This is a genomic window from Azoarcus taiwanensis (assembly GCF_012910885.1).
Classification (GTDB): Bacteria; Pseudomonadota; Gammaproteobacteria; order Burkholderiales; family Rhodocyclaceae; genus Azoarcus_F; species Azoarcus_F taiwanensis.
This window is the reverse complement of sequence record NZ_WTVM01000132.1, coordinates 1-10,725: the sequence shown is the minus strand read 5'-3', so window position 1 is coordinate 10,725 and position 10,725 is coordinate 1. Positions and strand designations below refer to the sequence as shown.

At 62.8% G+C, this 10,725-nt stretch carries 13 protein-coding genes; 6 read left to right on the top strand and 7 right to left on the bottom strand.

The features are described from left to right. Positions 1-48 precede the first annotated feature (48 nt). From GPA21_RS16565 to GPA21_RS16545, 5 genes are all read right to left on the bottom strand, one after another. Positions 49-255: a hypothetical protein gene (locus GPA21_RS16565; RefSeq protein WP_168989233.1), complete on the bottom strand. Its 207-nt coding sequence runs from the start codon at positions 253-255 to the stop codon at positions 49-51. Between the two features lie 2 nt (positions 256-257). Next, positions 258-962 carry an ABC transporter ATP-binding protein gene (locus tag GPA21_RS16560; RefSeq protein ID WP_168989232.1) on the bottom strand — a complete coding sequence of 235 codons (705 nt, stop codon included), beginning with the start codon at positions 960-962 and terminating at the stop codon, positions 258-260. Then, a complete protein-coding gene (locus tag GPA21_RS16555) occupies positions 959-1,747 on the bottom strand; it encodes an ABC transporter ATP-binding protein (protein ID WP_168989231.1) in 789 nt (262 codons plus the stop codon). The genes GPA21_RS16560 and GPA21_RS16555 overlap by 4 nt, the downstream gene beginning before the upstream one ends. An 86-nt stretch (positions 1,748-1,833) precedes the next feature. Beyond that, positions 1,834-3,021 (bottom strand): ABC transporter substrate-binding protein, encoded by a 1,188-nt coding sequence (locus GPA21_RS16550; protein ID WP_211163655.1) that lies wholly within the window; start codon positions 3,019-3,021, stop codon positions 1,834-1,836. Between the two features lie 242 nt (positions 3,022-3,263). Then, positions 3,264-4,682: an MFS transporter gene (locus GPA21_RS16545; RefSeq protein WP_168989230.1), complete on the bottom strand. Its 1,419-nt coding sequence runs from the start codon at positions 4,680-4,682 to the stop codon at positions 3,264-3,266. A gap of 156 nt (positions 4,683-4,838) precedes the next feature. On the opposite strand from GPA21_RS16545, the gene GPA21_RS16540 reads away from it, so the two are divergent. Next, positions 4,839-5,336 carry a PACE efflux transporter gene (locus tag GPA21_RS16540; protein WP_168989229.1) on the top strand — a complete coding sequence of 166 codons (498 nt, stop codon included), beginning with the start codon at positions 4,839-4,841 and terminating at the stop codon, positions 5,334-5,336. After that, complete coding sequence (murB, locus tag GPA21_RS16535) at positions 5,323-6,357, top strand: UDP-N-acetylmuramate dehydrogenase (protein WP_246262020.1); 1,035 nt, start codon at positions 5,323-5,325, stop codon at positions 6,355-6,357. The genes GPA21_RS16540 and murB overlap by 14 nt, the downstream gene beginning before the upstream one ends. Before the next feature lies 1 nt (position 6,358). On the opposite strand, the gene GPA21_RS16530 is transcribed toward murB, so the two are convergent. After that, positions 6,359-7,072 carry an N-acetylmuramoyl-L-alanine amidase family protein gene (locus tag GPA21_RS16530; RefSeq protein ID WP_168989227.1) on the bottom strand — a complete coding sequence of 238 codons (714 nt, stop codon included), beginning with the start codon at positions 7,070-7,072 and terminating at the stop codon, positions 6,359-6,361. Positions 7,073-7,200: 128 nt separating this feature from the next. On the opposite strand from GPA21_RS16530, the gene GPA21_RS16525 reads away from it, so the two are divergent. Next, complete coding sequence (locus tag GPA21_RS16525) at positions 7,201-7,830, top strand: c-type cytochrome (RefSeq protein WP_168989226.1); 630 nt, start codon at positions 7,201-7,203, stop codon at positions 7,828-7,830. 7 nt (positions 7,831-7,837) lie between these two features. Here the strand turns inward: GPA21_RS16525 and GPA21_RS16520 are convergent, their stop codons facing one another. Beyond that, entirely contained in the window at positions 7,838-8,068 is a 231-nt protein-coding gene (locus GPA21_RS16520) for a hypothetical protein (RefSeq protein WP_168989225.1), read from the bottom strand. Positions 8,069-8,239: 171 nt separating this feature from the next. Here GPA21_RS16520 and GPA21_RS16515 point away from each other — a divergent pair, with 171 nt between their 5' ends. The 3 genes from GPA21_RS16515 (at position 8,240) to GPA21_RS16505 (ending at position 10,701) form a co-directional block, all read left to right on the top strand. Next, positions 8,240-8,467 carry a hypothetical protein gene (locus tag GPA21_RS16515; RefSeq protein ID WP_168989224.1) on the top strand — a complete coding sequence of 76 codons (228 nt, stop codon included), beginning with the start codon at positions 8,240-8,242 and terminating at the stop codon, positions 8,465-8,467. A 22-nt stretch (positions 8,468-8,489) separates the two neighbouring features. After that, positions 8,490-9,431, top strand: coding sequence for an NAD(P)-dependent oxidoreductase (locus GPA21_RS16510; RefSeq protein WP_168989223.1), 942 nt, complete (start codon positions 8,490-8,492; stop codon positions 9,429-9,431). 211 nt (positions 9,432-9,642) lie between these two features. Continuing rightward, positions 9,643-10,701, top strand: coding sequence for a TRAP transporter substrate-binding protein (locus tag GPA21_RS16505; RefSeq protein WP_168989222.1), 1,059 nt, complete (start codon positions 9,643-9,645; stop codon positions 10,699-10,701). The last annotated feature ends 24 nt before the right edge of the window (positions 10,702-10,725 follow it).

The window sequence follows — 10,725 nt, the reverse complement described above, 5'->3', positions numbered from 1 at the left end:
TCTTGCTGGAATTAGCGAAGGAAACATGCACCAGCAGTAGGTGAAGCATCAACCAGATAATCCGATGAGATGCCGGTCTGTCTCACTCTCATGCAAAGGTAAGATCAACCATTTAATCCGCTTACCCGAAAAGCGCAGGATTGCGTAGATCAGCGTCACGCCAAGGGCGCCGAGCGCGAGCTGGCTGCCGTAGGCGGCGCCGGGGATGATGACGAAGTTCGCCAGCAGAACGAAGGCGTTGAGAATGTTCTCCATGCTCAGCCTCCGAGAAAGGTTCGTCGAACCTCGGGATTGGCCAGCAAGGCCTCGCCGGTGTCCGTGTAGGCGTTTGTACCCTGGACCAGCACGTAGCCCTTGTCCGCGATGTTGAGTGCCTGCTTGGCGTTCTGCTCGACCATCAGGATTGCAATGCCGGTGTGGGCGACGTCGATGATGCGGTCGAACAGTTCGTCCATCACGATCGGCGACACGCCGGCGGTGGGTTCGTCCAGCATCAGCACCTGCGGCTGGGTCATCAGGGCGCGACCGACCGCGACCTGCTGGCGCTGGCCACCGGACAGTTCGCCCGCGGGTTGCCTGCGCTTCTGTTTCAGGATGGGGAACAGGTCGTAGACCTGCTCCATGGTGTGACGGAAGTCGTCCTCGCGGATGAAGGCGCCCATCTCGAGGTTCTCCTCGACCGTCATCGTCGGGAAGACGTTGTGGGTCTGGGGAACGAAGCCCATGCCCTTGCGGACGCGGTCCTGCGGGTTGAGCGCGGTTATGTCTTCGTCGTTGAACAGCACTCGCCCTTCGCGCAGGTTCAACATGCCGAAGATCGCCTTCATCGCGGTCGATTTGCCGGCGCCATTCGGGCCGACGATGACCGCGATTTCGCCTTTCTCGACCGAGATGTTGCAGTCGTTCAGGATGTTGGTGGCGCCATAGCCACCGGTCATGTTCTCGCCGATCAGGAAACTCATGCTGCAGGCCTCTTCTTTTCCCGGACTTTCAGCCCGCGTCCCAGATAGGCCTCGATGACCTGTTCGTTGGCCATCACCTCGCTGGCCGAACCCTCGGTCAGCACCTTGCCTTCGGCCATCACGATGACGGTGTCGGTCAGTCGTCCGATGAAGTCCATGTCATGCTCGATCATGCAGAACGTGTAACCGAGTTCCTTGTTGAGCTTGAGAATCGCGTCGCCAAGCGTGTAGAGCAGGGTGCGGTTGACCCCGGCGCCGACCTCGTCGAGAAAGACGATCTTGGCGTCGGTCATCATCGTGCGGCCAAGCTCGAGCAGCTTCTTCTGACCACCCGACAGGTTGCCTGCGAGTTCGTCCGCGACATGCGAGATTTCAAGAAACTTGATGACTTCGTCGGCGCGGGCGCGAACCTTCTCTTCCTGAGCGCGGACTTCGCCACGCTTGAACCACGCACCCCAGAGCGATTCGCCGACCTGGTTGCCGGGCACCATCATCAGGTTCTCGCGCACGGTCAGGGTCGAGAACTCGTGGGCGATCTGGAAGGTGCGCAATACGCCCTTCTCGAACAACTCGTGCGGCGGCAGGCCGGTGATTTCGTCACCGTCGAGCAGCACCTTACCGGCGCTGGGCTTGTAGTGGCCGGCGATACAGTTGAACAGCGTCGTCTTGCCGGCACCGTTGGGCCCGATGAGGCCGGTGATCTTGCCGTTCTGTATGGTGAGCGACACGTCATCGACGGCATGGACGCCGCCGAACTGCATGCTCAGGTTCTGGACTTCGATCATGGGTATTAGAAAGCGGTCCGGACTTGCGCCCGGACCGCCTCGTTCAGTGGTTGGCCGTCGTCCGCACCGGGGTGCGGACCGGAGAATCAACGGTGGCCGACAACCTCGAGCTTACCGTCACGCACTTCATATAGCGCATAGCTGCCGGCGTGCTCGCCCGGCTCGACGAAGCGCACGTCGGAGGCGCCGACATAGTTGATGCTGCCGCCTTCGGCGAGGATGCGCAGGCCCTTGGCCAGCTCACCCGGGTAGATTTCTTCGCCGGTGCCGTTGGCGATGTCCATGATCTTGGTCTTGACCACGGCGCTGTCGGTGGTGCCGGCGGCTTGCATCGCGAGCATGATCAGTGCGGCGGCATCATACGACTGCCAGGTGTAGGGGCCGACGGTGATGTTGGCGGCGGTGGCGAGCGCTTCGAACTGGGAGCCACCCGGGCTGTCGGAGCCCGGTGCCAGACCCCAGGAGCCGTTCAGCCCGGCGCCGATGGCGTCCGGCAGGCTCTGGCCAATCATGCCGTCTGGCAGCGCGAAGGTTTCGAAGGCCCCGGTGTCGAGTGCCGAGCTGATGACGCCCCGGCCGCCGCGGTCGAGGTAGCCAGCGACAATCAGGACTTCACCACCGGCCGAGGCCAGCGCGCCGACTTCGGCGGTGTAGTCGCCCTTGCCGTCCTCGTGCGAGGCGGACAGCGTGATGCGGCCGCCGAGCTTCTCGAAGTTGGACTGGATGCTGTTGGCGAGGCCGCGGCCGTAGTCGTTGTTGGTGTAGGTCAGCGCAGCGGTCTTGATGCCGCGCTCGATCAACAGCTCGGCGAGCACTTCACCCTGACGTGCGTCCGACGGGGCGGTGCGGAAGAACAGGCCATTGTCTTCGATGGTGGACAGCGCTGGAGAGGTGGACGACGGCGAGATCATGAGCAGGCCACGCGGCATCGCGACGTTCTGCAGCACTGCGGTGGTCGCGCCCGAGCAGGCGGCGCCGACCATCGCGACGATGCCTTCCGAGGTGACCAGACGCTCAGCTGCGGCAGTGGCCGCAGCTGCGTCGATACACGTGGTGTCGGCACGAACCGGCTGGACCGTAGCGCCGCCGAGGAGCAGGCCGCTCTCGGTGACTTCCTTCATGGCCAGTTCGGCACTGGCTGCCATGCCCGGAGTCAGGGATTCGATCGGCCCGGTGAAGCCCATGGCGACACCGATCTTGATGGTTTCGGCAGCATTGGCGTTGAACGCCATGATGGTTGCAATCGCCGAGGCGGTGAGTAGTCGCTTAATCACATTGGTCTCCAGCAAAAAATGAAAGCCTTCTGGCTATCTGTCCTTGATTGTCTTGATGCGGTCCAGCCGACATCAGCTTCTTGTCAGTCTTAAGGCAAACACCACGATCGAACTGCAGATCAGCAGTCTTGACCGCGCGGAAATGTTGCCCTCACGGCCAAGAGTGTGCGCTAGTCTAGCGCAAAGGTAATGAGCCGAGAACGTTGTTGGTGTTGGGGTTTACCGTAATTGGCCGGGTTTTTTCACGGCTTCCCGGCGGGTTTCATCTTCGGTTCTGCAGGCTCATTCCTACCCTCGCCGACTTCTGGCGTTGTCCAGTCGGACGCGGTCTCCGGATCGTGCCCGGCCTCCGCTGGCGACTGGGCGGCGGCGTCCGAAACTGAGGTCGTGTCTTCGGTCGTGTCGGGGTCTGCTGGCGTTTCGACATGCTCGATACGGTATTCCTCGACTGCGGCGGTGATTTCGGCTGAGGTTGGCGCGGTGCGCACCATGGGTACGAACTGGGCGGCCTCTTCCACGATTTCGTCTTCGCCGCGTCTGGCCTGGACTGCGGCGTAGATCGCCATCGGCGCGAACACCACGGCGAAGAAGGCCGGCATCGCGGCCGGACCGGCCAGGCCCATGAGCGCTCCCGACACGGACGGGCCGATGGCGGCGCCGATGCCGTGAAGGAGCAGGATGCCGGCGCTGCCGGAGAGGATGTCGTCCTGAGACAGGTGGTCGACCAAGTGGGCGACGACGATCGGGTAGAGCGCAAAAGCCATGCCGCCGAACACGAAGGCTGCGCCGAGAAGCACCATCGGCTGGGTGCCATAGAAGGCCATGAACACGGCGGCAATGGCCGCTCCGCCTGCAGCCACTGCGAGAGCCACACGGCGGTCACCGCGGTCGGAGAAGCGACCCAGTGGCCACTGAAGGACAGCACCGCCGATGATGGTCACCGTCATGAAGGTCGCGATCGCGCCGGCATCCATCTCCAGGCGAGCGCCATATACTGGCGCAAGCGACCAGAAGGTGCCCATGCCGAGGCCGGAGACGAGTGCGCCGAGCAGTGCGGCCGGGGCCGCGCTCCAGATCTTCGACAGTGTCAGCCGTGGCACGTCGGAGATCAGGGGTTGCGGCAAGCGGGTCGATGCGACCGGCAGCACCGAGAGACACACCATCATCGCCGCGATCGAAAACAGAATGAACCCCGCTGGCGAGGCGAAATGCAGAAACTGCTGTGCACTGGCGATGGCGGCCATATTCACCACCATGTAGAAGGCGAAGATCTGCCCGCGTCGTTCCGGTTGCGCCTGCGTGTTGAGCCAGCTCTCGATGACGGTATAGAAACCGACCAGCGCAATGCCGATGAAGAGCCGCAACACGAGCCAGACCCAGGGCGAAACGATGATCGAGTGCAGCAGCATGATCGCCGCGATCGCCGCGGCGAAGAAATTGAACGCGCGGATGTGTCCAATTCGCCGTATGAACGGAGGCACGATCCAGGTGCCGAGCACGAATCCGACGAAATAGGCCGAGCCCATCAGGCCGAGCATCTGGTCCGAATAGCCTTCCAGGCTGCCACGCAGCGCGATCAGGGTGCTGAGCAGGCCGTTGCCGACCAGAAGCAGGGCAGTGCCCAGCATCAGCGACCTGATCGGGCGGATATGAGGAAGCATGATAGATTGTGCCTTGCGTATGCGTTTTCGGCGGATTTCGCCGATAATCAAAAGCCGTCCATGCTCATGACCGACAGCCTTTGTCTGCCGTATGTTCCGGAAAAGATGTCATCCGGCATCGGCTCGAGGCCTTGATTCTAGTAACCGCGTAAGAAATTGCCTACGATCGCCCCCAAGCTTCGCTCGTTTCGGGATCGCCTGCGTCAGATCGCCCTGTTCGAGATCGGCGGCCTGACCCTGATCACCCCGCCGTTCGCGTGGGCGAGCGGCATACCGGTGTCCGAATCGATTGGGCTGCTGGCCCTGCTGGCGTTGATCGCCGCCATCTGGAATGGGTGCTACAACACCTGTTTCGACTGGATGGACGGTCGGGTCAGCGGCAGGACTGCAGACCGTCGTCCGGTGAGACTGCGCGTGGTGCATGCGATCGGCTTCGAGACCGGGCTGTTGATGGTGTCACTGCCGGTGATCATGTGGTGGACCGGAATGGGTTTCATCGAGGCATTGATCGCCGACATCGCGCTGGCGATCGCCTACACTTGCTATGCGTTCGGGTTCAACATGGCTTATGACCGTGCTTTCCCGATCGCGCCTGGCACGGCCGGGGCAGACGTGGCGTTGCCGGAACCGGACAGCCTTCCTGAACGTGCGTGACGCTGCGTTCGACTCCGACGTCGATCTTTCCACCCTCAACACCCTTGGCCTGCCGGCGCGTGCCGCGCATCTGGTCACGGTCAACTCGACGGACGTCCTGCGCAAGCTGGTCGCCTCCGGGGAACTGCGTGACAAAGGGCCACTGCTGGTCCTGGGGGGCGGCAGCAACCTCGTTCTGACGCAAGACTGGCCGGGCTGTGTGCTGCACATCGACATCCGTGGCCGGGAGCATCTCGGTCTGGTCGAAGGCGCTCATTTGCTGCGGGCAGGGGGCGGAGAGAACTGGCATGAGTTCGTGCGCTGGACGCTGGCGCAGGGGTGGCCAGGCCTGGAAAACCTGTCCCTGATTCCCGGTACCGTCGGTGCAGCGCCCATCCAGAATATCGGCGCTTACGGCGTTGAGCTGGCCGATCGCTTCGACAGCCTCGAGGCGGTGTCGCTCGACGACGGCAGCGTTCGCTGCTTTACTCGCGAAGCGTGCGAATTCGGTTATCGGGACAGTGTGTTCAAGCGGCATGAGGCCGGGCGCTGGGTCATCGTATCGGTGACTTTTCGTTTGCCGGAGTCCTGGGCGCCGGTGCGGACTTACGCCGAGTTGTCGCGGGAACTCGAAGCGAGGAGCGTTGCAGAGCCCAGCGCAGTCGATGTCTCGGATGCAGTCATCGCGATTCGTCGGCGCAAGTTGCCTGACCCCGCTAGCCTGGGTAATGCAGGCAGCTTCTTCAAGAACCCGGTGGTGGACGAAGTGAGCTTGCGACGGCTGCTTGGCCAGCATGGCGACATGCCGCATCACCTTCTACCGGGCGGTGGCGCGAAGCTCGCCGCGGGCTGGCTGATCGAACGTTGTGGCTGGAAGGGGCGGGATCTTGGGCCGGCGGGCTGCTACGAGCATCAGGCGCTGGTGCTGGTCAATCGCGGCGGGGCCAGCGGCGGGGACATCATGAGGCTGGCGGCCGCGATCCAGCACGATGTGCAGGCGCGCTTCGGTATCGCGCTGGAGCCCGAGCCGAGGGTCATCTGAGCTAGCGTCCCGCCATCAGGCAGGCGGCGATGCCGGTCGCGATCGCGTCGGCCATTCGTGCCTGTCGTGCCGGGTCGCGCAACAGTAGCTCCTCGTCTCGGTGCTTGATCACGCCGGCCTCGAAGAGCAGCGCCGGCTGGACTGCGTGGTGGAGCACGACCAGGTTGTCGAAGAAATGCACTGCGTGGAGGCGGTCCGCATATTCGCGGCGGCGGGCGTTCTTTTCGGTCGGCTCAAAGCCCATGCGCTGCATCCGGGCGCCGATCGCCGAGCCGCACAGCAGGCTGCGTTCGAGCTCCGGATTGCGGCGAGAAACGAACATCGAGTGGCCTTGCCAGCGGTCGGAGAAGGTGTGCTGCTGCCCTTCCCACCACCAGGTTTCCAGCTCCCACTCGCTGACCGAGTCATGGTGGATCGAGATGAAAAAGTCAGCGTCAGGCACGCTCCTCGGTCGGGCCTCGAGTGACTCGATCAGACCGTCGTGATTGACCAGTATCGTGCGCAGGCCGAGGCGTTGCAGCGCGTGCGTGAGCTTGCCGGCGAGCGCCAGGTTGAACTCCAGTTCGGTCCGCCCGCGAGCGCTGATCGCTCCCGGCGCTGAAACCGTGTGACCGACATCGACCGCGACCAACGCGGGCAGCGTCGGCTCGGCACGCAGGGTGAACGTCAGGCTGAGCAGGATTGCACAGCAAGTGAATTGAAGCAGTGATCGCATGCGTCCATTGTGAGCGAAGGCTGATTTAGCGCAAAACAGCTGACACTCGCAGCGTGTAGTCTTGCACGCCGTCATGCGCATCCCCATGACATCATTTCACGAATTGCAATCTCCCTGAGGTAGTCGCTATGTTTCGCGGTTCAGTTCCATATCTGCTCGTTTTGGCGCTCTGGCTACCGGGTGCTGCGCTCTCCGAAAACGCCGCTGACCTGATCGCCGGGGCGCTCGCGGACTCGGAGCAGCATGAAGCACTCGCGAACGAGGGTGCCAACGCCTCGTTTTTCTGTGCCAACTGTCACGGCGAGGACGGCAACAGCCGGATCGGTGAAGTACCGAATCTCGCCGGGCAGCACCCGGTCTACATCCACAATCAGATCTCCGCCTTCGTTCAGGGCGTTCGCAAGGACCCATTCATGGAGGGTCTGATGCGTGTGCTGAGCGAGCGGGAGAAGGCATCGATTGCGGTGTATTACGCGAATTCCTCCGTCCGACCGGCGACGGCTCAGGCAGGTTCGCGCGCCGATGAGGGCGCACGCTTCTACGTCGAGTTCTGCGCACGCTGCCACGGGGACCGAGCTCGCGGCAGTACGGAGTACCCGCGTCTGGCCGGGCAGCAACCGGAGTATTTGCGCATCAACCTGCAGCGCTACCTGACGATGTCGGGAGAGCGCATCTATCCGGCAATGACCGGAGCCGTGCGTCAGCTCGGCGAGCGCAACTTCGACGCCGTGATCGACTATTTAAGCAGCCTGGACTGAGCTCGCCTCAACGTGCGGGCAGAATCGCCCTGAGGAAGCGTGACCAGGCACTTTCTGCGGGCGGATCCGGTATGTGCGTCGGACCCGCCTCGTTACTCGGGTCTGCGTGTTGCTGATTGCCGGTCATGTAGGCGTCCAGTTCGCTGCGGCTCATCGTGTCCATGTCCCAGTGGCTCGTGTGCCGCAGCTTGACTTCGTCCTGGTAGATTCTGAATCTTCTTGTCGCTCGATCCGCCATGTGTCTCTCCGGTGGCTGGGGGCCAGTTGTTGACGCATTGTCGTGTGCGTCGTTCCGGAACGACTCCGTGGAGGCTGCTATGCTGCATTAACGGCGCGACGCAGCTCGCCCGGTCGGTGCAGCTGCGATTCGCGACGGTTTGATGTCGGGTTGAACCGGAAGGAGTCTCCCATGCCGAAGATTCGCTTGCTCGCCTATGCGGGCTTTGTGGTGTCCGCTAGCCTGCTGGCTGCGGCGTTTGCCCTCGCGCAGCCGAGTCCGCAACCGCAGGACTGTGTCTGCTCTCCCGGGATCAGCATTGGCACCGATGCACAGCCGCGGACGATTCGTCATTGCCAGTGCGGCATTCTGAGCTGTGTTGTGGTCGTCGAGTCGGGGCAACTGCAGTGTGCGCGGTGAACTGGCAGGGACGCATGCCCGCGTGAGAGTGCTCTTCTATCAGGACGGGGGTGGTGCCCGCTCATGGCTCGACGCGCTTGCTGCGGCCTTGCCCGAGGCTGAGGTTCGTGAGTGGATGCCGGGCGACGAGGCGCCGGCCGACTATGCGCTGGTGTGGAAGCCGCCGGCTGAGGTGTTGCAGCGTCGTGCGGGCCTCAAGGCGGTGTTCAATCTTGGCGCCGGGGTCGATGCAGTGCTGGCATTTCTTGATGCCCACCCGGATGTGCTCTCCGAGCGGGTGCCGTTGATCCGCCTCGAGGACGCTGGGATGGCGATGCAGATGTCGAACTACGTGTGCGCAGCGGCGCTGAGGCATTTCCGCGGTTTCGACGAGTACGCGCGCCGCCAGCGCGATGTGTCGTGGCGGCCCCTTGCGCCGCGCGATCCAGCCTCCTACCGATGCGGTGTGATGGGCGCTGGACTGCTGGGCACGGCGGTGGCCCGTTCCCTGAGCGATCTGGGTTTTTCGGTGCGCGCCTGGCGACGGAGTGCAGAACTGCTGGACGGGGTCGTCACCTTCAACGGTCCGCATCGGCTTGACGACTTTACCGCTGGACTCGATATGGTCGTCAATCTTCTCCCTCTTACCGCGGAGACCCACAATATCCTCGCGAGCCCCTTGTTCGAGCGGCTGAACCGCGGCGCGCTCGTAATCAACGTGGGACGTGGTGCGCACCTGGTCGAGGAGGACCTGCTCGCAGCGCTCGCAAGTGGACAGGTGGGACATGCGGTGCTCGACGTCTTTCGCCAAGAGCCGCTGCCGAGCGAGCATGTTTTCTGGCGACACCTGAATATCACGGTGACACCGCATGTTGCCGCGACGACCTTGATCGGACCCAGCGTACGTCAGATCGCCGACAAGATCCGTCGTCTGGAAATCGGCGAGGCGGTCTCAGGCATCGTACCGCGCAAGCGGGGGTATTAATCGATCGATAAAATTGTCTGACAACTCAAGGAGTTGTCGCGTGCGACCTATTCGCACAGCATGCAGTGTTTCGAAAGCATTGCAAATTCAAGTGCTTAATGCAGGCCGTAGATGGGGTTTACCTTGATTGCGACCGGGCGTCTGCGGTTGATAGTGTGCGCATGACCGCAATACGCTTGCGCTGCTGTCCACGAACCGAAGGAGACTCCTCATGAAAAAACTGCTTGGAACATTCCTGGCCGCATCCGCGATCACCGTCGCTGCGCCGGTCGCCGCCGACTTCGATCGCGTGCGCTGGCAGGTGCCGATGTCGTTCGCGTCCTCCCTGACCGCGCTGGGCGACACCATGCCGAAAGTCGCCGAGATGCTTGCCGCATCGAGCGGCGGTCGTGTGAATCTTCAGGTGTTCGAGCCGGGCGCATTGATTCCCGCGCTGGGCGTGTTCGAGAACGTCAGCACCGGCAACGTGCCGGCGGGCTATTCCTGGATGGGTTACGAGTGGGGTCAGTTGCCGGTATCGGCGCTGTTCGGTGCCACGCCGTTTGGTCTCGAGTCCGGAGAGTTCGTCGCGTGGATGTACTTCCATGGCGGTGACGCACTGCTGAAGGAAGCCTTCGCGCCGCACAATGTCTACCCGATCCTGTGCGGCACCATCGCACCGGAGGCGGCAGGCTGGTTCCGCGAGCCGATTACCTCGGTCGACCAGTTCCGCGGCATGAAATTCCGTGCAGCCGGCGTCGGTGGCGAGATCATGGCCGAGTTCGGCAAGTCGGTGACCATGCTCCCCGGGGGCGAACTCTACCAGGCACTGGAGACCGGCGTCCTCGACGCCACCGAATTCTCGCTGCCGACGGTAGACGAGCAGCTCGGCTTCTTCCAGGTCGCGAAGTACTACGCACTGCCCGGCTGGCATCAGCCTTCCACGAACCAGTACCTGTACATCAATATGGATGAGTGGAACAAGCTCAACGACCAGACCAAAGCGCTGATCGAGAACACCTGCATGGCCGGCAACATGTACGCGCTGGCGCGCGCCGAGGCGCTGCAGGGTGCTGCACTGAAGCGTTTCCAGGAGCAGGGTGTGACGCTGATGCAGTACGACGACGACATTCTGAACGCGTTCAAGGAAGCGACCGATCGCGTGATGGAGCGTCGCTCTGGGTCCGACCCGATGTGGGCCAAGGTCTATGGCTCGATGAAGGAGTTCCAGGCCGAGCACGCCGTGTGGAAGAAGTACGGCTACCTGCCGCGCGACTACGGCCTGGAATAAGCATCCGAGACGACCCGGTCTCCC

What these genes read in the sequence shown, in the direction of transcription:
- GPA21_RS16560 (WP_168989232.1), bottom strand. Translation starts at nt 962, where the DNA reads ATGAGTTTCCTGATCGGCGAGAACATGACCGGTGGCTATGGCGCCACC.
- GPA21_RS16515 (WP_168989224.1), top strand. Translation starts at nt 8,240, where the DNA reads ATGCCGAAGATTCGCTTGCTCGCCTATGCGGGCTTTGTGGTGTCCGCT.
- GPA21_RS16505 (WP_168989222.1), top strand. Translation starts at nt 9,643, where the DNA reads ATGAAAAAACTGCTTGGAACATTCCTGGCCGCATCCGCGATCACCGTC.
- GPA21_RS16520 (WP_168989225.1), bottom strand. Translation starts at nt 8,068, where the DNA reads ATGGCGGATCGAGCGACAAGAAGATTCAGAATCTACCAGGACGAAGTC.
- GPA21_RS16530 (WP_168989227.1), bottom strand. Translation starts at nt 7,072, where the DNA reads ATGCGATCACTGCTTCAATTCACTTGCTGTGCAATCCTGCTCAGCCTG.
- GPA21_RS16555 (WP_168989231.1), bottom strand. Translation starts at nt 1,747, where the DNA reads ATGATCGAAGTCCAGAACCTGAGCATGCAGTTCGGCGGCGTCCATGCC.
- GPA21_RS16525 (WP_168989226.1), top strand. Translation starts at nt 7,201, where the DNA reads ATGTTTCGCGGTTCAGTTCCATATCTGCTCGTTTTGGCGCTCTGGCTA.
- GPA21_RS16545 (WP_168989230.1), bottom strand. Translation starts at nt 4,682, where the DNA reads ATGCTTCCTCATATCCGCCCGATCAGGTCGCTGATGCTGGGCACTGCC.
- GPA21_RS16565 (WP_168989233.1), bottom strand. Translation starts at nt 255, where the DNA reads ATGGAGAACATTCTCAACGCCTTCGTTCTGCTGGCGAACTTCGTCATC.